This is a genomic window from uncultured Pseudacidovorax sp. (assembly GCF_913773995.1).
Classification (GTDB): Bacteria; Pseudomonadota; Gammaproteobacteria; order Burkholderiales; family Burkholderiaceae_C; genus Xenophilus.
Window position 1 is genome coordinate 101,799 of the sequence record NZ_CAJYES010000190.1, and the last position, 23,927, is coordinate 125,725.

The window sequence follows — 23,927 nt, forward strand, 5'->3', positions numbered from 1 at the left end:
CGCCGCTCGGACGCCATTTGCTGATGGGAAGAATGATGAATACGTTGATCCAACACGGCCGGGTGATCGATCCGGCCTCGGGCCTTGATGGCGTGGCTGACGTGGCCATCGCCGATGGCCGCATCGCCGGCATCGGCGAGGTGCCTGCTGGCTTCAACGCCGAGCGCACCATCGATGCGAGCGGCTGCCTGGTGCTGCCCGGCCTGGTCGACCTGGCCGCGCGTCTGCGTGAGCCCGGCTACGAGCACGAAGGCATGCTCGAAAGCGAAATGGCCGCGGCCGTAGCCGGCGGCGTGACCAGCCTGGTCTGCCCGCCCGACACCGACCCGGTGCTCGACGAGCCCGGCCTGGTCGAGATGCTCAAGTTCCGCGCCGAGAAGCTGCAGAAGGCCCGCCTCTTTCCGCAAGGCGCGCTCACGCGCGGCCTCAAGAGCGAGGTGCTGACCGAGATGGCCGAGCTGACCGAGGCCGGCTGTATCGGCTTCGGCCAGGCCGAGGTGCCGCTGTCCGGCAACGTGGTGCTGCAGCGCTCGCTGCAGTACGCCAGCACCTTCGGCTACACCGTGTGGCTGCGCCCGCAGGACCGCGACCTGGGCAAGGGCGTGGCCGCCAGCGGGGCCCTGGCTACGCGCATGGGCCTGTCGGGCGTGCCCGTGGCCGCCGAGACCATCGCCCTGTTCACCATCTTCGAGATGATGAAGACCACCGGCGCCCGCGTGCACCTGTGCCGCCTGTCGAGCGCGGCCGGCGTGCAGCTGGTGCGCGAGGCCAAGGCGGCAGGCCTGCCGGTGAGCTGCGACGTCAGCATCAACTCGCTGCATCTGGCCGACACCGACATCGGCTTCTTCGACAGCCGCGCGCGCCTGACGCCGCCGCTGCGCCAGCAGCGCGACCGCGATGCGCTGTCGGCCGCGCTGGCCGACGGCACCATCGACGCGCTGGTCTCCGACCACACGCCGGTCGAGGCCGATGCCAAGACCCTGCCTTTCGCCGAGAGCGAGCCCGGCGCCACCGGCCTGGAGCTGCTGCTTCCCCTGGCCCTGTTATGGGCGGAGCGCAGTGGCGCCGGACTGTCGCGCGCCGTGCAGGCCATCACCCAGGCGCCGGCGCGCCTCCTGGGGGAGACCGGCGCGCAACTCGGCCGCCTGGCCGTGGGCGGCCCTGCTGACGTGGTGGTGGCCGACCCGCGCCGCGAATGGCAAGTGCTGCCCGAGGCGCTGCGCAGCCAGGGCAAGCACACGCCCTTCGCCGGCCACGCGCTGGGGGGTGCCGTGCGCGCGACCTTCGTGGGCGGACAGCTGGTGCACGAGGCCGCCTGAGCGGCACGCCGGCTTCCTTCGCGTCCGTCGACCGACACCCATGCCCCGATCCCTCATCGCGCTGGGCCGCCTCGTGCGGCTGCTGGCCCATGCCCTGCGGGGCTGGTGGATCATCCGCCGCCGCTTCGACGCGCTGGATGCGCCGGCGCGGGCCGATCAGGTGGAGCGCTGGGCCCAGCGCGCGCTGCAATTGCTGGGCATCCGCCTGGTGGTGCGCGGGCCCGTGCCCCAGACGGGGCCGGTGCTCGTGGTGGCCAACCATGTCTCGTGGCTGGACATCATGACCTTGCATGCGGCCCGCCATGTGCGCTTCGTTTCCAAGTCGGCCGTGCGGCACTGGCCGCTGATCGGCACGCTGGCCACCGGCGCCGGCACGCTCTACATCGAGCGCGAAAAGCGCCGCGATGCGCTGCGCGTGGCACACCACATGGCGGAGGCGCTGCGCGCGGGCGACCGCATCGCCGTCTTCCCCGAAGGCACCACCAGCGACGGCCGCGGCCTGCTGCCCTTCCATGCCAACCTGCTGCAGTCGGCCATCTCGGCCGATGCGCCGGTGCAGCCGGTGGCGCTTCGTTTCCTGGATGCCGCCACGGGCGACGTGAGCTTTGCGCCCGTCTACGTCGACGACGACACCTTGATCAGCTCGCTCTGGCGCACCCTGCGCGCGCCACCGCTGGTGGCCGTGGTGCAGTTCGGCGAGCCCCAGAGCCCCGAGGGCCGCGACCGCCGCGGCTGGGCCCAGAGCCTGCATGCGGACGTGCTGGCCCTGCGCGGCGAGGCCGGCCGCTTGGGTTAAAGTCGCGGGCCTGCCGCCGGCCTCCCACGGCCCGCGGCCAGTGCCCCGGTCCCTATAGTTCAATGGATAGAACGGCCCCCTCCTAAGGGGCAGATGCAGGTTCGATTCCTGCTGGGGGCACCACACCGAGACCTGCTGGCGACCAACGGTTGCCAATCTACGTCTAGTTGCCTCTGAACGGACGTGCTTTGTTGCACAACAATCGGCAACGGCAACTCACCCCAGCCAACGGATTCGACGGTAGTTCTGGCGGTACTTTAGAGGCCTGTGTGCGAAGATACCGTCATGCCTTTGACCGACCTTGCATGCCGCAACGCCAAGCCCTCTGACAAGCCACGCAAGATGGCCGATGGCAGTGGCATGTACCTCCTCGTCAACAAGTCCGGCAAGTACTGGCGCTGGGACTATCGCTTCGCTGGCAAGCGCTTCACGATGGCGTTCGGCGTCTACCCAGAGGTCAGCCTCGTGCAGGCGCGAGAACGCCTGCAGCGGGAGCGAAAGACATTGAGTTCAGGTGTGAACCCGATGGTCCAGAAGAAGCTGTCTAAGCAGGCCGCAGACAGTGATGCCGTCAACACGTTCGAGGCCCTTACGAAAGAGTGGCTGGCTCATCAGGCGGGGCGCTGGGAGGCTGTAACGCTCCAGCGCACCCGTGCGTCGCTTGAAGCGGATGTCTACCCGGTAATCGGAGCGCTGCCTGCCACGTCGGTAACGCCACGCGTCGTCATGGACTTGGTCAAGGGAATCGAGAAGCGTGGCGCGTCGGAGGTCGCCATGCGTGTGCTCCAACGCATCAAGTCGGTTTACCGCTACGGTGTGACTCACATGCGAGTTGACAGCAATCCGATGGTCGACTTAGTGCCTTCCGACATCTTGCGCCCTCGCCGCGTGCAGCACCGGCCTGCCCTCTCAAAGCCGGAGCTACCGAATTTCGTTAGGCAACTGAACGACTACTCGGGAGATCCCCACACAGTCAACGGTCTGCGACTTTTGCTGCTGACGGCCACAAGGCCGGGAGAGGTGCGTGGTGCGCGGTGGAGCGAGTTCGATTTGGAGTCGAGACAGTGGCGCATCCCGGCTGAGCGAATGAAGATGCGCAGTGAGCACGTGGTGCCTCTGTCGACGCAGGCCGTGGAGGTAATCGAAGCGATGCGGCCTTTGAGCGGAACACGAGAACTTGTCTTTCCTAGTCCCTTCTATCCGAGCAAGCCATTGAGCGAAAACACATTCAACAGTGCCTTGGCGCGGATGGGTTACAAGAACTGCGCCACCGCCCATGGGTTTCGTGCGCTTTTTTCAACTATGGCGAACGAGCAAGGCTGGCCGCCGGATGTCATTGAACGGCAACTTGCGCACGTCGAAAGAAATCAGGCTCGAGCAGCTTACAACCGCTCGACTTATCTGAAGCAACGTTCTGAGATGATGCAATGGTGGGCCAACCTAGTGTTTAAAGAATGACGACAGACGAAAATCCGTTCTCAAAATTGTTCAAGAAAATTGAACTAAAGCACTCTAAAGCTAATACTAAATCCCTTCAATTTTTAATTGAGACAGTTAATTTTGAAATATCAGTGGTATATTCATATTTCAAGAACTGGATTGGTGAATACCACAAATGGGATGAAATCGAATGCCTAGATTTTTGCATAGGATGCTCAAAAATTGTCATTGAGAATCCTCAATTTTTTAAATTTGGAGAATTATCTTACGACGAATTTAATCCATACCTAAATTCTAATTTTAAATCAGACCGTTTTGTTAATGACTGGATAATTTGCTTTGAGGGTCTATTGCTGTCGATAAAAGCATTCACGTTGTTCAAAAAGAAAAAGGTCGTGACGTCGTTTCTTTTTCTTGCGGCTGCTCATCGTAGGCAGGGAACTCTGAATTTTATTGGAAGAACCGACTTATCTCCAGAAATTCCCATATACAAAAACATTCAGTCATATCTAGCGCGTAAGTACGCTGCTAATGGGGCGAAAAAAACTAATCAGCTGCGGGACGCAGCATACGCCATTGCAAGATCGAGGCGCTGGAAAAGTAGAGCGGCTGCAGTAAGGTATGTAATACAAGAATTAAACACAAAAGAGGAAGATCCAAGTCTGAATGAGGGCAAGCTGGTCCGGTGGCTTAAAGCTATAGATCACGAGGGCCACTGGCCGCCACCCAAGAAAGAAAAACAGAAAAAAGCGCTATTAGCCCTAGTGCCGAATGGCCTGCAGACCAACTGGTTGAACGCCAAGATAGACAGTGAATGAGCGTAGGCAAGTCTGAAGAATTTTAAATCACAATAGGCCGCACGCTGATTTTTCGGGGTGAGAAATAGAATATTGATCTCGTTGGAAAATAATTATTAAAAATCATGAGTGGCTGGGCCCTCGCTTCTGCGCAGTTCGCCGGCATGACGCGCATGCGCCTCACACTCTAATAGAACGCTTCGTCAACAATTTAAATAATAATCTTATTTTCCCCCAAACACTTGTGTTTTAGTTGAAGGATGTTTTACTGTCAAGCTCAGGGGCGATCAGCGCGGAGATATACCGGGTACCGAGAAGCCTATCTGATCGGGACAAGGAAGAAGCGCAGGAAAGATCAGTCGCAGGTTTTGCCCAGCGGCGCGCATCAGCAAGTCCGGCGCATAGTCCGACGTACCTGTAAGTAGGTATTCCGTACTTGAATCGACAATTGCGTCCTCGGACGCGTCGAAGACGTGCTGAAGATAAGGCAACCAAGGCGATAAGGCTCGGTGCCAGGGTCGGACGCCCTCGATAGGAGCCGTAGGGTTTGGTCATCGAACAAGCTTCGCCAGGGGCCAGTTGGAGCAAGACTGCCCTTCCAGAAATAGAGATTCACCTGCAATGGGTGAATCCTGATTCGATACGCGAAAGGCAAAGCATGAGTGCGAGCTTTGCTAACTGTTGCTCGAAATTCATCGATCCTGTGGCATTTGGAGCGTCTTCGCGTTGAGTTGCATAGCAGGAGTCGGTCGCTCTGTCAAGTGCGAACAGCTACCTGCCGCAGCTTTTCGGTATGGAATGGAAGGCGTTCAATCCGGTTGGTCGCGACAACCCAACCCAACCAGTCTTTAACCGGAGAACTTTCTTGACTGACCAACTGAACGAACGCAACGACGACGCTTACGAAGACCAACTGAACGCGGCACGCGGCAAAGCCCACCTGAAGGTGGTGGAGCGCGGCATCCAAGACCTGCGTCGCCGCGGCATCAACCCTCCTTGGAAGCATCTGATGAAGCTTGTCGACGCACCTGAACTCAAGGTTCTCGAGGCGGCCGAGTCGCGAATGACACCGTCTAACGAGCCGGTGAAGTGCTCCGACGCTCGCGCACAACTTGCCGATCTCGCATTGTTGCGAAAGGAGGAGCTCGTGGATTGGCTGCCCATCGAAAAATCTATGCTGGATCTTTGGCTTAAAGAGGGCAGCCGTTACTACGACCCCACGTTTCCGCAACCGTTCTACTTGAACAATAGCCGCATCCCCCTCTGGTTCGCCAAGGACATCGTGCACTGGGCTGAAGCTCAAGCAAGCAAGCGAACTGCCTAGCCAACCGCGGTCTCGATGCGCTGGATTCGGGGTCAGGCTCGGATCCAACGCTTACCGCTCTCGAGGTCGAATTCTCGCTCTCAGCGGAGTCACTTTGCCGTCCCAACGTGTCGTCAAGAGGCGTCTGCTTCGTGGCTGACTCACGGGTACGAGCGGAGCTCCTGCGAGCAACCGCGCGGCCTACATCGACCCCTGCCCCGCATGAAATCTTGGACGAGACCCTGTGGACTCGCCCCAAGATAGGGGCCTTGATGCAGTAGCCGAATTCGTGGGTGCCTATTGATATTGAAAACGTGATGTTAAACCTCCTGCTAATCGCACGAGATAAAACGCCTTTTCAAACACGAGAGGCATCTGCCTCATCACGAACATAAATCAACCATGTCGAAGTCCAAAAAGCCAAATGCTGATCGAGCACCGAGCGGCATGAAAGATTCAGGCTTGGCAAGTGCTGCGCAAGCAGCTATCAGCGCAAGCCGATACGAGCACTTGCCGAACGGTGACATTCATTTCGCACCAACATACGACTATCCCATCGCCCACGTTGAGGCGTTGGGCCGAAAAATCGCTCGGGAAAAGAAGCCCTTGATGCGCATCGAGCCCGCGCCTGCTGGCATGGTGCGTCTGCGATTGACCGATCTCGGCAAGGACGTGCTGAAGGCGCTGAACGCGGACTGGCCTGCGATCGAAGCAGCCTACTTAGGCTACACCCTCAACCCTGTACTGCAGCTTTTCCTGCGCGTCATCCGCCAGGTGCCGCTCTCGGCTTTCGGCTTCCTGAACTGTCCGATGCCCCAGGAGTCGGCCATTGAGATCGCCGCCAATGTTGAGCGAGTCATGGTGAAGGCTCGATTTCGCCTGAAATCTGCTGCAATGAAAAGCGCAGTTGATAACTTCAGCCGTGGAGCCCGCGACAATTTCGCCCGCCTTATGAACGGCGTCGACTGGCTGGCTCAGCGTCATCGCAACGTGGTGAGCGTTCGCCTTGATCTGTATTTGCCGAAACGCGAGTCTGAGCCGTCCTCGACCGATGCCGGTGCGCAGGAGGATGCGCGACGCTTAGCAGGCCTACGCGACGATTACGCACGCTGCTTGCGCCGCAAGTTCGGCAATTCGCTGATCGCCACGGCGTCTGGCTTGGAGCATGGCCGTGCTCGAGGTTTTCACGTTCATCTATGGGCCGTGTTCAAACCCGCGGTCGCGGACGATATCGAGCAGTTCGCTGAAGGTCTCGGTCTTGAGTGGGCTGGCATGATCGATGGAGATGCTGCCTGCTTCTTCAACTGCCATAAAAAAATAACCAAGTACCGGTATCCAATGATCGGGCAGGTCGATCTTCATCAGCCCGACGTGATCGATGGCATCCGAGCGCTATGTACTTACTTTACCGCTGCTGCGCTTTTCGTGAAGCTCAACATAGATCGACTGCGCACGTTCCGGATGTGGGGCTTTCCCAATGCGCCGCTGAGCAAGCCAGGCCCTAAGCCAAAAATGCGCACGCCCGTTATGCGGGTGCCGCTCCACTGGGCGCGCGACCGCTTTATTAAATGGATTTAAGGGGGCGCGGATGAGAACCGATACAGAGCTATTCGAATTGAGCACAGAGTCGACAGCGCCCGGCAGTCTTCCCGCGCGAGCGCGGTGGTGCGCGCGTGGTCGAGTTCTTTTGCACGTTGCGCAGTACGGCTCGCAAACGCTTGCACAGGTCCGGGGGCGCGCGGGGATGCCATGACTGCAAAGCCGCTGAAATCCACGGATAACGTGTTGGCCGCATACGAAGGCGCTCTACCCACGTCGCTCTTCGCCGCTCCCACGGAGATGGCGCAAGCGCTGGTGCCGCTATCGCCCGACTTGAACCGCCACCTCGCGCTGGAAGAGCTCGGAAAGCTTGCAAAACGCATTCCGCAGCACACTGAAGCGTGGGCAAGGGTCCGGCAGGTCGCGGCCGCTCCCCACCTTCTGACGCTCTGGCTCTCGAAGGATGCAGAGCGCTTCCTAGAATTGCTCGCGGTTCTGGCAGCCGATGTCGTTAAGCATACGCTGACCACGTCGATTCACCCGCGGCTGAGGGTGATCTTCGCAGAGGCAGCGACTGTTCTCCACTTAAGTCATTCGCCGGAGCGGCTTCTGGATGATCTTCGCCGCGATCCTTGGGGCGGGCTTGGAAAACTGGATGACCTACTTGCTTTACTAAGGAGGGGTTTGCATAGCCGAGCGCAGATCGAGCGCGAGCTCCAGCATGAGCGGCGTGAAGCCGGTAAATTCGCACGGCTTCGCGTCGGTCTCAGCGAAATCGCACGAGCGCATCCAGAAGCCGTGGTGCTGCGTGTCGAGCTCTACAGGGACATCGATGTGACTGACTTGGTCTATCCGGGCCCCGCTGCCCGAGCCGCAGCCCAGCGGCATAGCCGCTGGCTACAGCAGGTCAGAGCGACGTTTGGGTCCAACCTCGTCCACGTCCACCAGGCCCAGCAAAGAGGAGACATGGGCGACGCGGGCACACACGTGATGCTCATCGTGAAGGGGCAGGCTCAGAGCGCCATCGGCTCGCTGCAAGATCAATTGCTGGCATTGTGGAAAACTACGGCCGGTCATGGGGCGCGCGGCATCGCTTGTAAGGGTCCAGGGTTCAGGATTTATTGCCGAGGGCGTCAGTGGCCTACCGACGGAGACAGTCTCAAGGCCGAGCTTGCAGATGCGGCGCTATATTTTTTCTATTGCGGAGGGCCCGTCTCACCCTCCTTGCCTAAGCCCGCTAAGAGGCGACCGGGGTCCACCCGCCAAGGTGCAGATGGAGTTCTTGGGTTGCAGTGGCACGCGCGCTGCTAGCTGCAAGCCTGTAGGGCACGAGTCACAGGCGTGGCCGTGCCGCCTGAGCTAAGCCTCACTGGCGCACCATGCGGCGGTTCCGGGGCGCGGATGAACTCGTGCAACACCCTTTTGGATCTCCACACCTACCGGTCGCCTCGCTCTGCGCAAGAGCAGGAGCGTTGGGCTGTTGCCGGCTTCAGAGACACCTCGTTAAGGTGGAAGACGAAACTGGAGTTTGGTCATGGAGAGAAGAAGAACATTCAGCCGCAAGTTCAAGCTACGAGGCCACTAGGCTTCGGTCGGTGTCAAGGAAACCGGTATCGGCCCGGAGTGTCGTCACATCCTTAGGAGAAAGCGGCGCAGGGGCTCTTCTTTGGCCATCTGCCGCTCAAGTTCTCGCCGCCTGCCCGTGGACCCATGCCAGGAAGGCCTCGACCGCGGGCCGCTTGGAGTGCCGCGCCGGGTAGACCGCGAAGTGCGCCTTCACCTTGATGCAGGGCGCCATGCCGAAGACCGGTTGCAGACGGCCCTCGCGGACGTGCTTGCCGGCCATGACGGCGCTCTCGAGCGCGACGCCGAGGCCCTGCGCCGCCGCGTCCAGCGACATCTGCGCGCGGTCGAAGCGCACGCTGAAGCGCTCCGGCGCGCGCCGGTTGGTGTGCGCGCGGAACCAGTCCGACCACTGCACCACGCTGACGTTGCTCTGGATCAGGGTCGCGTCCAGCAACTGCTCGGGCCGCGTCAATCCCTTCTCTGCGATGTAGGCGGCGCTGGCGAGCGGAACGATGGGCTCCTCGAACAGGGGCTCGATCACCAAGTCGCCCCAGTTGGGCACGCCGTAGCGGATGTCGATGTCCGCATGCCCCAGCGCAAAATCGCTGTGGGTGTGGGCCGCTGACAGGTTCAGCGCGATCTCCGGATGGGCGAGGGCGAATTCGCGCAGCCGCGGCATGAGCCACAGCGTGGCCAGACTGGGGGCACAGTGCACGTAGAGGCTGTTGCTCACACCCTGGCGCATGTCGTCGGTGGCCGAGCCCAGTGCCTGGATCGCACCGCCGACGCGTGACAGGTAGCGCTCGCCTGCCGCACTCAGGCGCACGCCGTGGGCGCTGCGCTCGAACAGGCGCGTGGACAGGAAGTCCTCGAGCCGCGCGATCTGGTGGCTGATCGCAGACGCCGTCACATGCAGCTCTGCCGCCGCCAGCGCGAAGCTGCGCCGCCTCGCGACGGCCTCGAAGGCCTGCAGGTTCGAAATGGGCGGTATGGCGGCCATAGGGTCTACCCCTGCGTCAGTTGAAACGGCGTCATCTTAGGTTGAGAAGACATCGCTTGAGCTCATGCCGCTTCGCGGCGACCATGCGGGCCATTCGACGCCAATGACAAGGCGCTGTGCCAAGCCTCTGCGGTGCGTTCCCCCCGCGCTTGCAGGGGCTGGCACCCGGACATGGAGACTTCATCTTGCTTCGTTCACCGACCCTTGCCCGGCATGCGCGCGCGGGCCTTTACCGGATGGCACCTGCACGCTGTGCGGACGTGCGCGGCGGCAGCCTCAGGCCCGTCTGAGCGGGCGCGCACAGGGAACCCGTCATGACCTCCAGCGTCCTCGTCGTCGCCCGCGGTGTCCGCAAGAGCTTCGGGCCGACCCAGGTCCTCAAGGGGGTGGACTTCGCCATCCACGCCGGTGAAATTCATGCCCTGCTGGGCGGCAACGGCGCCGGCAAGTCCACCCTCATCAAGATACTCACCGGTATCGTGCCACGCGACAGCGGCGACCTGTCGCTCGACGGCCAGCCGCGCTCGCTGGACAACGTCCACAAGGCCGCGAGCACGCTGGTGGCCGTGGTCCACCAGGAGATGGCGCTGCTGCCACATCTCAGCGTGGCCGAAAACATCGCGCTGCCGCAGGCGCGACGTGCATTGGCGATGGTCGACGCTGCTGCCGTGCGAACCAAGGCGCTGGAAGCGCTGACGCTCATCGACGAGGAATTCGCGCACCGTGCCCTTGACCAGCCCGTGGCGCGTCTGAGCCTGCACGAACGTCAGCTCGTCGAGATCGCGCGCACGCTGGCATCGGGCGCAAGGTTGCTGTTCCTGGACGAGCCCACCGCCAACCTCACGGCCGCGGAATCGCAGCGGCTGTTCGAGGTGCTGCGGCGGCTGGTGCAGGTCCGGCGCATCGGCGTGGTCTTCGTCTCGCACCGCATGCGCGAGATCCGAGAGATCGCCGATGTCTGCAGCATCCTGCGCAACGGCACGACCGTGGTCGACCGCCTGCCCTTGGACCAGCTGACCGACGCGGACATCGTCGAGCGCATGGGCCAGGGCGACGCGGCGCGCGCCCCGCATGCGGCGCCTCGCGGCGTGCGCGCGGCAGTCGATCCGAAGGATGCGATCCGACTGGAATGCGAAGGAATGAAGGTGCACATCGCCCCGGGCAGCGTGCTCGGGCTGGCAGGGGCGCCTGCGGGCCCGTCGGCTCTGATCGACCAACTGGTCGGCGCCGCCGGGGCGCAGGGACGCTGGCGGCTGGCCGTGCGCGACCGGGTGCTGGACACGCGCTCGCCGCGCAAGGCGCTGGCCGCGGGCGTGGGCTACGTGTCGGGCGACCGGGCCAACAAGGGGCTGCTGCTGAGCCTGCCGATCATCGACAACCTGATGGCGTCCCGCCGCGTGCGGCAGGGCGACATCTGGGTGCGCGCGGCCGAGCAGGTGCAGGCCCAGCGGCTCATGGACGGCCTGTCCGTGAAGGGCCACCTGTGGCAGCTGCCGAGTGCCCTGTCGGGCGGCACGCAGCAGAAGCTGCTGATCGCGCGGTGGACGCAGCTGGCGCCGTCGGTGCTAGTGCTGGAGGAGCCGACGCGCGGCGTGGACATCGGCACCAAGAAGGAGATCTATGCGCAGATCCGCGAGCTGGCCGCGCGCGGCACCACCGTCATCTGGTGGTCCACCGAGAACGTCGAGCTCAAGGAGGTGTGCGACCTTGCGCTCGCCTTCGATCCCGACGGCCAGCCGACCGCGCTGCTCGCGCACGAAGAACTGACCGAAGAGCGCCTGGCCGATGCCACCGGCATGGCCGCCTGAACAATCCCTGGAGACATCGACATGAGTTCCCTGTTGGGCAGCACGTCCCACCCGCCGCGCGCCGCGGCCTCCTCGCCCTGGCGCGCGATCGCCGGTTACCGAACCGAGATCGCCATCGCCGCGGCCATCGTGCTGCTCGAACTGTTCGTCGGGGCCCTCATTCCAGCAGCCCTGAGCTGGGGCAATTTCGCCAACGTGATGCAGGCCGCTGCGCCCCTGGTCATCATGGCCATCGGCGTGCTGCTGGTGGTGGTCACCGGCGGCATCGACCTGTCCGTGGGCTCGGTGTTCTCGCTGGCCGGCATGGTGACCGCACTGGCCATGTCGCAGGGCCTGGGCGCTGTGGGCTCCAGCATCGCCGGCCTGTCGGTGGGCGTGGTGTTCGGCGCCATCAACGGCTTCCTGGTGGCCTGGGTGGGGCTGGCGCCCTTCGTGGTCACGCTGATCACCTATGCGGTGGCGGCCAGCCTGGCCTTCATCGTCACCAACGGCCATTCGATGCCGGTGCCGGAGCCGGACTACTGGCTGCTCAACGCGGGCAGCCTTGTGCCCGGCCTGGTGAACCATGTGCTGTACTGCATCGTGCTGCTGGTGGCCGTCGAGTTCGGCCTCAAGAAGGTGGTCGCCGGGCGCTGGCTCTACGCGGTGGGCAGCAGCAGCCAGGCGGCCGGGCTGCTGGGCATTCCGGTGCGGGGCGTGCGCATGATGGCGTACGTTGCCTCGGGCCTGCTGGCGGCCTTCAGCGCGCTCATCAGCATCTCGTACATCAGCAATGCCGAGGCGACGGCCGGCTCGCCCCTGATGCTGCAGGCCATCGCGGCCGTGGTGATCGGCGGCGCCAGCCTTGCCGGCGGCACCGGCTCCGCCGTGGGCGCCATGCTCGGCGCGCTGATGATCACCGTGATCCAGAACGGCGTGAACCTGATCGGCATCAACAGCTTCTGGCAGGGCACGGTCACCGGGTTGGTCATTCTGGCCGCGGCGTTGATCGATCGTTTCAGCAAACAGCGGCGCTAGGCGCTGCCTTCGCGTCCACCCGCAGGCCCCCGGCCCCCGCTCCCTTTTCCCACCCCAAGGAGACATCCCATGACATCCCGCTCCCTCACGACGCTCGCGCGGCTCGCGGGCATCTGCTCGCTGGCCCTGTCCGGTGCGCTCGTCCTGACGCCCGCGGCGCAGGCGCAGGACAAGAAGCTCACCGTGGCCTATATCGCGCCCTCGCTGGACATCAGCTACTGGCAATGGGTGGGCTACGGCGTGAAGACCAAAGCGGCCGAGCTGGGCATGAACTATGTCGAATACACCAGCGAAAACTCGCCGGCCAAGCAGATGGACAACATCCGTACCGCCGTGACCAAGGGCGTCGATGCCATCGTCATCGGCCCGGTCAACTCCACCGGCACGCCGCCGGTCCTCGCCTTCCTGAAGGACAAGAAGGTGCCCATCGCCTTCGCCGGCATCGGGCCCCAGGCCGGCCAGACCGACTACGTCTCCGCCGTGACGGCCAACAACTACGACACGGGCAAGGCGCAGGGCAGCTTCGTATGCAAGCTGGCGAAGGAGCGCGGCGGCAACAAGGTCGGCATGCTGTCGCTGCCGCAGGACCGCGAGAACGCGCAGAAGTACCTCAAGGGAGCGACCGAGTCCTTCAAGGCGGACGGCTGCGACCTGGTGCAGATGCTGCAGACGCGCGGCTTGACGGTGAACGAGGCCGTGGCCCAGGCCAATGACCTGCTGACCGCCCACCCCGACGTCAAGGCCATCTACGGCATGTACGACGAGGCCGGCACCGGTGCCGCCAAGGCATTGCAGACCCGCAACCTGGTCGGCAAGGTGGCCGTGGTGACGGCCGACGGCAGCCCCACCACCATCAAGCTGCTGCGCGAAGGCGCAATCCAGGGCATCTTCCTGCAGGAGGCCGGCGGCCAGGGCATCGACGCCACGGAGCAGGTGTACAACGCCCTCAAGGGCAAGCCGACAAAGAAAGAGTTGGCTTTGGTGATGCCGCTGGTCACGAGCGAGACCATCACCGACCCGGCGGTGCAGGCCACGGTCAAGCGGGTGTATCCGCCCTCGGCCGGCGCGTACTGATCTTTTCTCTTCTCACCTTCGCAGGCCCCTCATGGCTTCAGGAATCTTCGCTTCGAACGTCGGCGCACCGGAAGGGCCCGTGTCCCTGCCCGGCGGCGCCATGTATGTGACCGAGATGTCCAACGCGGCGCTCAACGTGACGCACCTGAGTGCGAAGGGCGAGCGCCGCGTGGTGCGCAACACGCAGGGGCGGCCCAACGGCCTGGCCATCGACGGCGACGGCCTGCTCTGGATCGCCGAGGCCGGCCTGCGCGCGCTGCTGTGCATCGACCCGGACGGGCGTGAGGTCAAGCGCCTGGAAGGCGACGATGCGCACGGGCGCTTCTACTTCCCCAACGACCTGGCCTTCGGGCCGGATGGCCATCTCTACATGACCGACTCCGGCATGGCGATGACGGACTTCCTCGATGGCCAGGACTTCGCCGAGGGCTTCATGGACTTCGCCTGGGACGGCCGGGTGTACGACATCGATCCCCGCACGATGAAGATCGTGCGGATCATCGACCGGGGCATCCGCTTCACCAACGGCATCGCCTTCGGACCCGGCGACGCGCTGTATGCCAACGCCTCCTTCACCGGCGAGGTGTACCGCTACGACGTGTTCGGCGGCGCGCCGGTGAGGCGCGAGCTCTTCGGCAACGTACTGCAGCCGGACGACCAGCCCGGCTTCAAGGGCCCCGACGGCATGAAGTTCGGCGCCGACGGCCGCTGCTACTGCACCGTGTATGCGCAGAAGAACGTGACGGTGCTCGACACCGACGGGCGCGTGGCCGAGCGGCTGGCGCTCGATGGCGCCTGCCCCACCAACCTGTGCTTCGCCCGGGGCGAACGGCGGATCCTGGTGACGGAAGTCTCCAAAGGCCAGGTTGAATGGGTGGACGTGCCTTGCGAAGGCGCGCCGCTGTTCTACCCCCGGACGCTCTAGTTCCGCAGAAGGGCGCTTCGGCCCGCCTTTCCTGCCCTTCGATGCCGGCCTCGTGCCGCGCCCGGCGCACCCTTTTGTGCGCCGGGCTTTTCGTCGTCTCACGACCCTGTGCCCAACATGGCGGATGCGCCGAAGCACCCACGCAGAGTGGCATTTCGCGGCCTAGGGTTCGCCCGGTGATCAGGTGAAGAACCGTCATCTTTCGATGATCAATCATCGTTTGCCTTCATCCTGCACGCCGTCGAACATCGCCGCCATCGACTCGACCCATCCCGTGCGTTTGCACGCAGATCACGGACGGGCCCCAGGCCCGCCTTCTTCTTTCAGGAGACCGACAACATGCTGCTAGAAAACAAGGTTGCTCTCATCACCGGCGGTGCCGGAGTCAATGGCCTCGGCTTCGCCACGGCGCGCGAAATGGCCGCGCAGGGCGCGCGCGTCGTCATCATGGACCTGGCCCGCGCCGAGCCCGAATCCGCCGTCGCCCGCCTGGGCGAGGGCCATCTCGGCGTCGTCGGCGACGTGACCGACAAGGCCGCCTGCGAGGCCGCCGCCGCGGCGGCGCTGAAGGCCTTCGGCCGCATCGACATCCTCGTCAACAACGCCGGCATCACCCAGCCGGTGAGGACGCTGGACATCACCGGGGCCGACTACGACCGCATCCTGGACGTGAGCCTGCGCGGCACGATGTACATGTCGCAGGCGGTGCTCCCGGCCATGCGCCAGCAGAAGTCCGGCGCCATCGTTTGCATCTCGTCGGTGTCGGCCCAGCGCGGCGGCGGCATCTTCGGCGGGCCGCACTATTCGGCCGCCAAGGCCGGCGTGCTTGGCTTGGCCCGCGCCATGGCCCGCGAGTTCGGCATCGAGGGCATCCGCGTCAACTGCATCACCCCCGGCCTGATCGAGACCGACATCACCCAGGGCAAGCTGAGCCCGGAGCGCAAGAAGGAGATCGAGGACACGATCCCGCTCGCCCGCCTGGGACGTGCGGGCGACGTGGCGGGCGCCTGCGTCTTCCTCGGCAGCGACCTGGCGGCGTACTGCACCGGCATCACGCTGGACGTGAACGGCGGCATGCTGATCCACTGACCGGCGTCGCGCCCCGTCTTCTTCCCCCCGCTCCCATCTTTCCGCCGCATGCCGCGGTGCGTCCGCATGCCGGCCGCGCCCCCCCTGTCTTGCGGCCACCATCGAGAACCTTCATGTCCGACCTGACGAACAACTTGCGCGAGCGGGCCTACCGCATCCGCCGCTACGCCCTGCGCATGGGCGAAGTGCAGGGCCAGGGCTACATCGGCCAGGCCCTGGGCTGGGCCGATGTGCTGGCGGTGGCCTACGGCCATGCCATCAAGCAGCGCCCCGGCGAGCCCGAATGGGAGGGTCGCGACCGCTTCCTGCTCTCGCATGGCCACTACGCCATCGCCCACTACGCCGCCCTCATCGAGGCCGGCGTCATCGACGAGGCCGAACTCGAAACCTACGGCGGCGACGACAGCCGCCTGCCCATGTCCGGCATGGCCACGTACACGCCCGGCATGGAGATCTCCGGCGGCTCCCTGGGCCAGGGCCTGGTCATCGGCGTGGGCATGGCCCTGGGCCTGAAGCACAAGCGCAACCCCGCCTTCGTCTACAACAGCATGAGCGACGGCGAACTCGACGAGGGCTCCACCTGGGAGGCCGCCATGGCCGCCGCCCACCACCGCCTGGACAACCTCATCTGCCTGGTCGACATCAACAACCAGCAGGCCGACGGCCCCTCCAGCAAGGTGCTGGGCTTCGAGCCCCTGGTCGACAAGTGGGCCGCCTTCGGCTGGCACGTGCAGCGCGTGGACGGCAACGACCTGCCTGCCGTGCTTGCTGCATTCGACGCCGCACGGGACCTGGCCGAGGCCAAGCCCCGGGTCATCCTCTTCGACACGCTCATGGGCAAGGGCGTGCCCTTCCTGGAGCAGCGCGAGAAGAACCACTTCATCCGCGTCGATCCGCCGGAATGGCAGCAGGCGCTGTCCATCCTGGACGCGGGCCGTCCCACCCCCGCCACCGAAGGAGCCGCAGCATGAGCCAGGCCGTCGCAGAGAAGAAGCTCCGGCTGACCACGTCGGCCATGATCGCCTCCATCGCCTCGGAGGGCCAGCGGACCCGGGCGGCCCCCTTCGGCAAGGCCCTGGTCGACTACGCCGCCAGCCGCCCGGAGGTGGTCGGCATGACCGCCGACCTGGCCAAGTACACCGACCTGCACCTGTTCGCCCAGGCCTACCCGGAGCGCTTCTTCCAGATGGGCATGGCCGAGCAGCTGCTGATGGGCGCAGCGGGCGGCCTGGCCAAAGAAGGCCGCGTGCCCTTCGCCACCACCTATGCCGTGTTCGGCACGCGCCGCGCCTACGACTTCATCCACCAGGTGATCGCCGAAGAGAACCTGAACGTGAAGATCTGCTGCGCCCTGCCGGGTCTGACCACCGGCTACGGCCCCAGTCACCAGGCCACCGAGGACCTGGCCATGATGCGCGGCGTGCCGGGCCTGACCATCGTCGACCCGTGCGATGCGCTGGACATCGAGCAGGCGGTGCCGCAGATCGCCGAGCATCCGGGCCCCGTGTACATGCGCCTGCTGCGCGGCCAGGTGCCGCTCGTGCTGGACGAGATCGAGGGCTACCGCTTCGAACTGGGCAAGGCCAAGATGCTGCGCGAGGGCGCCGACGTGCTGGTGATCTCCAGCGGCATCCTGACCATGCGCGCGCTGGAAGTGGCGGCCGACCTGCAGCGCGACAACGTGGGCGTGGCGGTGCTGCACTGCCCGACCATCAAGCCGCTGGACGAAGCCACCATCGTGGCGGCCGTGGGTGCCCGGCCCCGCCTGGTGGTGGTGGCTGAAAACCATTCGGTGATCGGCGGCCTGGGCGAGGCGGTGGCGTCGGCCCTGCTGCGCCATCGCGTGCAGCCGGCTGGCTTCCAGCTCGCCGGACTGCCCGACGCCTTCCTCGACGCCGGTGCGCTGCCCACGCTCCACGACCGCTACGGCATCAGCCGCGAGGTGCTGGGCCAGCGTATCCGTCGCTGGCTGGCTCATGACTGACGCGCTCGTCGGGCCGCAATAGGTTATTCCCACAATGTCGGGGACGCAGGGGGTTGGCACGGCCCGCTGCGTTCGGAACGTTTTTCACGTCATCGGAGGCGGCAGCCAGAACCAACCTCGCCGTCGGAATCGCACCTGGGTCGTGTTTGCCTGCGGCGAACGTCGTGCACAACGACCTTCATGCGGTCCAGTCGTCTTCAGTGCCACCTTCATTGGAAGGGGCGGCAGCAGGAGCCGCCTGCATTGACACATTACGCATAGCCCAGCAGCGAATCCCACACGGCAAGCTGAGACAGCTTGGGCACCTCGCCCGCGGTGAACGCGCTGCCGCCGGCGTCGCCGATGTTGAGGGCTGAGCCGGTGCGGGGCGTGTATTGGCGCCACGGACTGTCGGCAGGCAACCGGCTGCTGCCTTCTTGAGCGAAGCTACGCAGGGCTGCCATGATGTTCTGCGACAGCGATGTTTCGGCGGCCGTCGCGCCCACCTTGTCGCGGTAGGCATCCAGGCCGAACGTGCCGAAAAGCAGGGGCAGCTCTGCGCAGTGAGGTACCCCTCGGCCGGGCGCCAGGATGGCATGGGAGTAGGTTGCATAGCTCACGCTGCCGCCTTGCGCCGCGATGCGACCGGCGTAGCGAACGCCGAAGTTGCGCAACACGCGGTCGCCGTAGATTTCTATCCACAGGTCGCCATACGCGCTGGAGCGACCCTCCTGTGCAGCCGCCTGCGCATAGGCGTCGATGACCAGATTGGCGTTGGCGGTGGAGCCGGCCACCTGGGGCACGACAAGGGCCAGCAGTTGGTCCCGTGTCGTCGGCAACGCGGGTGTGAGGCGGCTGTTGGTCTTCGGATCGATGGCGTCCAGAAAGAAGGAGCCTTCGGTCAGCGTGTTCATGAAGACGGCCGGAAGGTTCTGCGGCCAGGCGGTGCGGGTCCAGTCGGACAGGCAGGAGATACCGTCCACGATGGGCGCGTTACGTGGCCCGAAGCCTGAGCGGATTCCGGCCGGCAGGGGCTGGCCGTTGAGCGCGGCCTCTGCCTGGAACAGCTGGGTGGCGTCCACGCTGCGTAGACCGCGCGGCGTGGTGTTCAACGACGTCGCCAGCGCCTCGGTGTACGTGGCGGCATCCGCCAATGTGAAAGCCGAAGGGGCGGGTAGACCGGCTGGGCTGAGCAGCACCACCTTCTGGAAGCAGGCGCGTGCCGAGGGGTTCTGGGCCAGGATGGCGCAACTGGTCGCCCCGGCAGATTGGCCTACCAGGCACACGCGCTGCGCATCGCCCCCGAAGGCTGCGACGTTCTGGCGTACCCACTGCAGCGCGGCGATCTGATCCTGCAGCTGCCAGTTGGCCTGGCTGCCGGTGTCGGCATCGGCCAGATCCGGGTGCGAAATGGCGCCCAGGCCACCCACGCGGAAGTTGACTGTCACCACCACGAGGCCCCGCCGCGCGAGTGCCTCGCCGTCCATCAGCGGCATGCTGGTCGCACCGGTGCGCCAGGCGCCACCGTGCAGCCAGACGATCACCGGCAACGGGCCGCTGCGCTCGGCGGGGGCCCAGACGTTGAGGGTCAGGCAGTCCTCGGCCATCCGCGCGGGCGTCGTGTAGATCCACGACACATACGGAGGGATGGTCTGAAGACTGGCGGCTCCGAAGCGGGTCGCATCGCGCACGCCGGCGCTCGCCTGAAAGGCTTTAGGTGAGGCGAGCCGCAATGCGCCGACAGGTGCCTGCGCGTACGGAATCCCGAGGAATGACTGGATGGCACCGTCCGCGCTGCGGGCGCCCTGCAGGCGACCAGAGGTGGTGTCTGCCAGTGGTGCCGCGGCTGGGGCGGGCGCCGGGCTGGAAGGGGGTGGGGGGCTTGGTGCGGGAGACGGCGCCGCCGTCACGGGCAGGAATGTGGAATTGGTGGTACCGCCGCCGCAGGCGGCCAGCGGCAGGGCTGTGCCCGCCGTGAGCAGGAACCGGCGGCGGCTGGCGCCATCGGGGGCGGCATTGCGCGCGACGGCGGGCGGGGGCAGGACGCAGGCGCGTGAACGCGGGTCTTTCATGCAAGGCTCCTTCGCTGGGCAGTCCCCGTGAGGGGCGATTGGGGTGTGCGGCCCAGTCTAGGAAGCGTCCGCGCGCAGGGACAGTCATGCCGGCGCAAGACTGCGTTGCAGTTTTGGATGTCTGGCGTCGCCGCCTTCAGGCGCTCCGCGCGTCAGTGCGGACCGCCGATTTGCGCCATCGCCAGGCACAACTCGTCAAGGAAGAGCCGACCTGCCACCGTGAGGTCGCGGCGCGAGGGATAGAGCGCGTACAGCTCCACATTCGCTGGTGCCCAGCCCGGCGCTATCACCTGCAGGCGGCCGGCCTTCACCTCGGCCTCGCACAGCGATGCCGGCAATTGCGCGATGCCGAGCCCCGCCACGGCGGCGGCGCGGATCTGGATCAGGCTGTCGCTCACCAGGCGCGGCGTGAGCTCCAGCGTCATGCTGCCCATCTGCGGATGGTGCAGCGGCCAGCGCGAAGGCTGGGCGCGGAAGCTCCAGCCGATGCCTGGACATTGCTGTAGCTCGGCCGGGCTGGTCGTGCCGGGCAGCGTTTCGCACAAGGCGGGTGCCGCGGCTAGCACATAGGGCACGACGGCAAGTCTGCGCACCACCAGGCTGGAGTCGCGCAGCGGTGTCGAGGTAGGGCGGATCTGCAGGTCGGCCGGTTCGGCAAAAGCCGTGGCGCGCCCGTCTGTCGAATCGACCGTGATCGACACCTGCGGATGCCGCAGCGCGAAGTCGGTGGCCAGCGGGCCGACCACCATCGTGTTGAGCATCACGGGACAGGAGATGCGCAGAGCACCCGAGGGTTCGCTGAGGCTGTCGTTGGCCTGCGACATGGCACGCTGCGCCTCGCCCAGGATGCGCACGCCATGCTGGTGCATGCGCTGGCCGATGTCGGTGACGCGGAAGGTGCGCGAGCTGCGCACGATCAGGCTCACGCCCAGCTTGCGCTCCAGCGCGGCAATGCGCCGGCTCAGCCTTGAAATCGGGATGCCGCTGCGGTGGCTGGCTACGCTGTAGCCGCCGGCATCGACCACGAGCGCCAGCACCATCAGGTCGTCGGCGATGTCATGGGGACTGGGGGGCATAGGAAGAATCTGGGTACTTTGAGCTGGGCGAGTCGGGAAAGGGCTGGGCGCAGCATAGGGGCGCAGGGGACCATGCCCACCCCATGCAAACCCCGCGCCGCCTGTGCTGGCGTCGGGGCCGCGAGCCGCAGTTGGTGCTCAAGGAACGTCGAGTCGATGGTGCTGAAGGTCGGCGCACGGCTGTTGCGTGCTCCCGGGCATAGGTCGGAGCTTGTCTACCCCGATGCGGCGCCGCCTCGTGTACCGGCCTCGCACAGGTCGGCCGGTACCGGCCAGCGCCTGCCAGTGGAGGCCCGCCCCTCCTATGACGGTTGCTTGGGGAATTCGCTCAACCGCGTCAGCAGTCGAAACAGCGTGGCGCGCTCAGCGGGAGACAACCGCCCCATCAGCTCTGCCTCCATCTTCGAGGCGGCGGCCAGCGCCTTCTCGGTAATGGCGACACCTTCAGCCGTCAGCACCAGGAACTGGACCCGACGATCTTGATCGTTGGGAATGCGCTGGACCAGCCCGCGCTTTACGAGGCGGTCCACCACTAGGCTCAGACGAGGCGTCGAACTGCGTAGCTCCCGGCATAGGTTGGTGAGCGTGACGTGGGCGTTCGACGACAGCAATGCCAGGATCGCGAAATCAACCCGCCGCAGTGAGAAGGGCGTGCCGACCGCGTCGTCGAAGACGGAGAAGGCGGGGATCGACGCCTGGGCGAGTCGGTAGCCGAGGAGCGACGTGATCACGGACGTTTTCATGACGGGCGATTCACCGCTGTGCTTGAGCATTCACCATCGCCAGAGTTTAGGTTGCCCGTCCCGAGGGGCGTCACGGCGGGTCACGTCAGCCTGGGGTAAGTACGTAACTCCGGAAATAGTTAAAGAGCGAAACTAATTCCGAGGGCGAGCGATCGCCTACTTTGGCAGTGGATGAACTCAGGAGACACAGCATGCAATCACGATCCAGCGAGGGGCGAACGACGCCTCTGGTCTTCAGGCCAGTCCGCCGGGACTTCGGCCTCTATTTCCGCCCCCTGCTCCCGCCTGTCCTTGTGGCGTGCGCAAGTCTTCTTGTAGCCTGCGGCGGCGGGGGTTCGCAGACGAGCTTCGTGCCTGCGGCGACGCCCGCACCGGTACCGGCACCGGCGCCGTCAACCAGTGCGCCCGCGCCGGCAACACCCGTGGCTACCGCCGGCGCCGCGAGTCTGGCGCTTGCAAGCGGCTCGGGTCTTGCCGATGGCCTGCTGCCCGTGGGCACCACTTCGGTTTCCGTGACGGTCAGTGCCGCCACCCGCGCCGACCTTGGTGCCCTTGGGGCGACGCTCAATGGAAAGGACGTCACCGCTGCACTGAGCGCCTCGATGGCCGCGTCGGCCGCCGCGTCTTCGCCTTTGACGGTAAAGGTCGACGGGCTCGTTCCCGGCGACAACGTGATCAAGCTATTCTCGAACCGCAACCTCCAGGGTGAGCGGGCGAGCGTGCGTGTCAGTGTTGCGATGAGGCCGACAGTCGCCTGCGCCGACATGCAGGGCAAGACAGTCAACTCGAGCGCCTTCGCATTGGCGACCGGCGGTGCTGTGATCAACGAGGCCGTGCTGGTTGCAGCGAGCACCGACACCAGCATCGCGTCGACGGCGCCTGAATACTGCCGCATTACAGGCGTGATCAACCCCTCCGGCAACTCCAAGGTCATCAACTTCAGAGTGGCGATCCCAACGGGTTGGAATCAGAAGTCATTTCAGATAGGGGGCGGCGGCACCAACGGCTCGATCCCTGGCTTCATCGTCAATCCCGCAAGTCGCGGCGGCTCGCCCTTTGCTGCCATGCTGCCAGCCAATGTGCTTTCGCCGATCAATCACGGTTACGCCCTCTATGGTGGCGACTCCGGACACTCCACCGGCACGGACTGGATCGACAACCCCGAATTCCCCAAGTTATCGGAGTCCTTCGAGAACTTCACTTTCGCATCGCAGAAGAAGACTCGCGACGCCGCGATGGCTGTGATGGAGCTCATGTACGGCAAGAAGGCTGCCGTGAACTACTGGGCCGGTCAGTCGCAGGGCGGACGCGAGGCGCTGTCGGTCCTCACGCGGTATCCCGCGGATTACGACGGCATTTTCAGTGGCGACTTCCTAGCCTACTTCGCGAACCTCAACTTCAATCCGCAGTTGCAAGGCGCACTCCAGGTGCCGGATGGCGCGTGGATCCCGTCGACGAAACAGGCGGCGCTGCGGGCGGAAGTGCTGAGACAGTGCGACGCGCTGGATGGCCTGCCTGACGGCGTAATCAACAACTACCTCGCCTGCAACGCGTTGTTCGATCCGACCAAGCGACCCACTGCACTGTCCGCCCTTCGCTGTGCCGGAGCTGAGGACGCCACCTGCCTGACCGATCGGCAACTGCAGACGATCCAGGGTCCCGCTTTCCTGAGTGACGTGACTTACACGTACCCGCTCAAGAACAACGAGACCTCCTACCCCGGCTGGGGTGCCTGGGAGGGTGTGACATTGCTGACGGCCACGCAGCCGACGCTTGCAACAGGGACAACTTATGGCGGCGCGGGAGGCGGTGGTCTGGGCGGTGCTCTGGTGCGACAGTACTTCTGCGGTAACCAAACAGCCTGCAATGTGCTGCAGGTGTTCTCCGATCTCGTAGGAGTTAAGGATCGGGTGCAGGTTCTTTCGGAAGCGGTCGACATCAATGACGACTGGTCGGCCTACCGAGCGCGGGGCGGCAAGGTGATTCTTAACACCTCTGCAACCGACAACATCGCTAACCCGCGTGCCCAGTTCAAACTATTCGACCGAGTTGTCTCTAAGCTTGGTCAGCCCGCAGTGTCGGAGTTTATCCGCTACTACGTGAGCCCGATGACTGGGCACGGCGGCAATGGCAACGGAGCCACCGTGCCGACGGGTGCCGACCTGATGACGCCGTTGGTGCTCTGGACCGAGCGTGGCGTGGCACCGCCCGAGGCCCCTCGGCAGGTGCGTTTAACGGCCAGTGGAACCGGCGCCGCTACGGTCTACACGGTGAGTTCCAGCCGGCCGCTGTGTCAGTACCCAAAGTACCCCAAATACGTCGGCTCCGGCGATCCTTTGGTGGCAGAGAGCTACACCTGCGTCAGCAACTGAGACCTGCGATGGGCATGGGGCGCGGAGC

At 64.7% G+C, this 23,927-nt stretch carries 19 protein-coding genes and 1 tRNA gene; 16 read left to right on the forward strand and 4 right to left on the reverse strand.

Going from position 1 to position 23,927, the window contains the following annotated elements:
- Positions 1–35 precede the first annotated feature (35 nt).
- From QZ772_RS18220 to QZ772_RS18255, 8 genes are all read left to right on the forward strand, one after another.
- Positions 36–1,319, forward strand: a complete 1,284-nt coding sequence (locus QZ772_RS18220) for a dihydroorotase (RefSeq protein ID WP_295529178.1) — start codon at positions 36–38, stop codon at positions 1,317–1,319.
- Positions 1,320–1,359: 40 nt separating this feature from the next.
- A complete protein-coding gene (locus tag QZ772_RS18225) occupies positions 1,360–2,115 on the forward strand; it encodes a 1-acyl-sn-glycerol-3-phosphate acyltransferase (protein WP_295529180.1) in 756 nt (251 codons plus the stop codon).
- Positions 2,116–2,163: 48 nt separating this feature from the next.
- Positions 2,164–2,238: transfer RNA gene (locus tag QZ772_RS18230), tRNA-Arg, on the forward strand.
- 162 nt (positions 2,239–2,400) lie between these two features.
- The gene (locus tag QZ772_RS18235; protein WP_295529182.1) at positions 2,401–3,573 is read left to right on the forward strand and encodes a tyrosine-type recombinase/integrase; all 1,173 of its coding nucleotides are present in this window, start codon (positions 2,401–2,403) and stop codon (positions 3,571–3,573) included.
- Positions 3,570–4,373, forward strand: coding sequence for a hypothetical protein (locus tag QZ772_RS18240; RefSeq protein ID WP_295529184.1), 804 nt, complete (start codon positions 3,570–3,572; stop codon positions 4,371–4,373). Before QZ772_RS18235 ends, QZ772_RS18240 begins: the two co-directional genes overlap by 4 nt.
- 844 nt (positions 4,374–5,217) lie before the next feature.
- Positions 5,218–5,676, forward strand: coding sequence for a hypothetical protein (locus QZ772_RS18245; RefSeq protein ID WP_295529186.1), 459 nt, complete (start codon positions 5,218–5,220; stop codon positions 5,674–5,676).
- A gap of 381 nt (positions 5,677–6,057) precedes the next feature.
- Entirely contained in the window at positions 6,058–7,233 is a 1,176-nt protein-coding gene (locus QZ772_RS18250) for a hypothetical protein (protein ID WP_295529188.1), read from the forward strand.
- A gap of 171 nt (positions 7,234–7,404) precedes the next feature.
- The gene (locus tag QZ772_RS18255) at positions 7,405–8,505 is read left to right on the forward strand and encodes a hypothetical protein (protein ID WP_295529190.1); all 1,101 of its coding nucleotides are present in this window, start codon (positions 7,405–7,407) and stop codon (positions 8,503–8,505) included.
- 370 nt (positions 8,506–8,875) lie between these two features.
- Here the strand turns inward: QZ772_RS18255 and QZ772_RS18260 are convergent, their stop codons facing one another.
- On the reverse strand, positions 8,876–9,760 hold the full coding sequence (locus QZ772_RS18260) for a LysR substrate-binding domain-containing protein (RefSeq protein WP_295529192.1): 885 nt from the start codon (positions 9,758–9,760) through the stop codon (positions 8,876–8,878).
- A 314-nt stretch (positions 9,761–10,074) separates the two neighbouring features.
- On the opposite strand from QZ772_RS18260, the gene QZ772_RS18265 reads away from it, so the two are divergent.
- The 7 genes from QZ772_RS18265 (at position 10,075) to QZ772_RS18295 (ending at position 17,657) form a co-directional block, all read left to right on the forward strand.
- Complete coding sequence (locus tag QZ772_RS18265; RefSeq protein ID WP_295529194.1) at positions 10,075–11,568, forward strand: sugar ABC transporter ATP-binding protein; 1,494 nt, start codon at positions 10,075–10,077, stop codon at positions 11,566–11,568.
- Between the two features lie 21 nt (positions 11,569–11,589).
- Positions 11,590–12,585, forward strand: a complete 996-nt coding sequence (locus QZ772_RS18270) for an ABC transporter permease (RefSeq protein ID WP_295529196.1) — start codon at positions 11,590–11,592, stop codon at positions 12,583–12,585.
- A gap of 69 nt (positions 12,586–12,654) precedes the next feature.
- Entirely contained in the window at positions 12,655–13,659 is a 1,005-nt protein-coding gene (locus tag QZ772_RS18275) for a substrate-binding domain-containing protein (protein ID WP_295529198.1), read from the forward strand.
- Positions 13,660–13,738: 79 nt separating this feature from the next.
- Entirely contained in the window at positions 13,739–14,584 is an 846-nt protein-coding gene (locus QZ772_RS18280) for an SMP-30/gluconolactonase/LRE family protein (RefSeq protein WP_295529200.1), read from the forward strand.
- 339 nt (positions 14,585–14,923) lie between these two features.
- Complete coding sequence (locus QZ772_RS18285; RefSeq protein WP_295529202.1) at positions 14,924–15,673, forward strand: SDR family NAD(P)-dependent oxidoreductase; 750 nt, start codon at positions 14,924–14,926, stop codon at positions 15,671–15,673.
- Between the two features lie 113 nt (positions 15,674–15,786).
- Positions 15,787–16,644: a transketolase gene (locus QZ772_RS18290; protein ID WP_295529204.1), complete on the forward strand. Its 858-nt coding sequence runs from the start codon at positions 15,787–15,789 to the stop codon at positions 16,642–16,644.
- Entirely contained in the window at positions 16,641–17,657 is a 1,017-nt protein-coding gene (locus QZ772_RS18295; RefSeq protein WP_295529206.1) for a transketolase C-terminal domain-containing protein, read from the forward strand. Before QZ772_RS18290 ends, QZ772_RS18295 begins: the two co-directional genes overlap by 4 nt.
- A gap of 251 nt (positions 17,658–17,908) precedes the next feature.
- Here the strand turns inward: QZ772_RS18295 and QZ772_RS18300 are convergent, their stop codons facing one another.
- The 3 genes from QZ772_RS18300 to QZ772_RS18310 form a co-directional block, all read right to left on the reverse strand.
- Positions 17,909–19,708 carry a carboxylesterase family protein gene (locus QZ772_RS18300; RefSeq protein ID WP_295529208.1) on the reverse strand — a complete coding sequence of 600 codons (1,800 nt, stop codon included), beginning with the start codon at positions 19,706–19,708 and terminating at the stop codon, positions 17,909–17,911.
- A gap of 152 nt (positions 19,709–19,860) precedes the next feature.
- Positions 19,861–20,784, reverse strand: coding sequence for a LysR substrate-binding domain-containing protein (locus QZ772_RS18305; RefSeq protein WP_295529210.1), 924 nt, complete (start codon positions 20,782–20,784; stop codon positions 19,861–19,863).
- Between the two features lie 302 nt (positions 20,785–21,086).
- A complete protein-coding gene (locus QZ772_RS18310; protein WP_295529212.1) occupies positions 21,087–21,557 on the reverse strand; it encodes a MarR family transcriptional regulator in 471 nt (156 codons plus the stop codon).
- Positions 21,558–21,949: 392 nt separating this feature from the next.
- On the opposite strand from QZ772_RS18310, the gene QZ772_RS18315 reads away from it, so the two are divergent.
- Positions 21,950–23,899 (forward strand): tannase/feruloyl esterase family alpha/beta hydrolase, encoded by a 1,950-nt coding sequence (locus tag QZ772_RS18315; RefSeq protein ID WP_295529214.1) that lies wholly within the window; start codon positions 21,950–21,952, stop codon positions 23,897–23,899.
- The last annotated feature ends 28 nt before the right edge of the window (positions 23,900–23,927 follow it).

Excerpts from the sequence above, each read along its gene's own strand:
- QZ772_RS18220 (WP_295529178.1), top strand. The coding sequence starts at position 36 with ATGAATACGTTGATCCAACACGGCCGGGTGATCGATCCGGCCTCGGGC.
- QZ772_RS18225 (WP_295529180.1), top strand. The coding sequence starts at position 1,360 with ATGCCCCGATCCCTCATCGCGCTGGGCCGCCTCGTGCGGCTGCTGGCC.
- QZ772_RS18235 (WP_295529182.1), top strand. The coding sequence starts at position 2,401 with ATGCCTTTGACCGACCTTGCATGCCGCAACGCCAAGCCCTCTGACAAG.
- QZ772_RS18240 (WP_295529184.1), top strand. The coding sequence starts at position 3,570 with ATGACGACAGACGAAAATCCGTTCTCAAAATTGTTCAAGAAAATTGAA.
- QZ772_RS18250 (WP_295529188.1), top strand. The coding sequence starts at position 6,058 with ATGTCGAAGTCCAAAAAGCCAAATGCTGATCGAGCACCGAGCGGCATG.
- QZ772_RS18255 (WP_295529190.1), top strand. The coding sequence starts at position 7,405 with ATGACTGCAAAGCCGCTGAAATCCACGGATAACGTGTTGGCCGCATAC.
- QZ772_RS18260 (WP_295529192.1), bottom strand. The coding sequence starts at position 9,760 with ATGGCCGCCATACCGCCCATTTCGAACCTGCAGGCCTTCGAGGCCGTC.
- QZ772_RS18265 (WP_295529194.1), top strand. The coding sequence starts at position 10,075 with ATGACCTCCAGCGTCCTCGTCGTCGCCCGCGGTGTCCGCAAGAGCTTC.
- QZ772_RS18270 (WP_295529196.1), top strand. The coding sequence starts at position 11,590 with ATGAGTTCCCTGTTGGGCAGCACGTCCCACCCGCCGCGCGCCGCGGCC.
- QZ772_RS18275 (WP_295529198.1), top strand. The coding sequence starts at position 12,655 with ATGACATCCCGCTCCCTCACGACGCTCGCGCGGCTCGCGGGCATCTGC.
- QZ772_RS18285 (WP_295529202.1), top strand. The coding sequence starts at position 14,924 with ATGCTGCTAGAAAACAAGGTTGCTCTCATCACCGGCGGTGCCGGAGTC.
- QZ772_RS18290 (WP_295529204.1), top strand. The coding sequence starts at position 15,787 with ATGTCCGACCTGACGAACAACTTGCGCGAGCGGGCCTACCGCATCCGC.
- QZ772_RS18295 (WP_295529206.1), top strand. The coding sequence starts at position 16,641 with ATGAGCCAGGCCGTCGCAGAGAAGAAGCTCCGGCTGACCACGTCGGCC.
- QZ772_RS18300 (WP_295529208.1), bottom strand. The coding sequence starts at position 19,708 with ATGAAAGACCCGCGTTCACGCGCCTGCGTCCTGCCCCCGCCCGCCGTC.
- QZ772_RS18305 (WP_295529210.1), bottom strand. The coding sequence starts at position 20,784 with ATGCCCCCCAGTCCCCATGACATCGCCGACGACCTGATGGTGCTGGCG.
- QZ772_RS18310 (WP_295529212.1), bottom strand. The coding sequence starts at position 21,557 with ATGCTCAAGCACAGCGGTGAATCGCCCGTCATGAAAACGTCCGTGATC.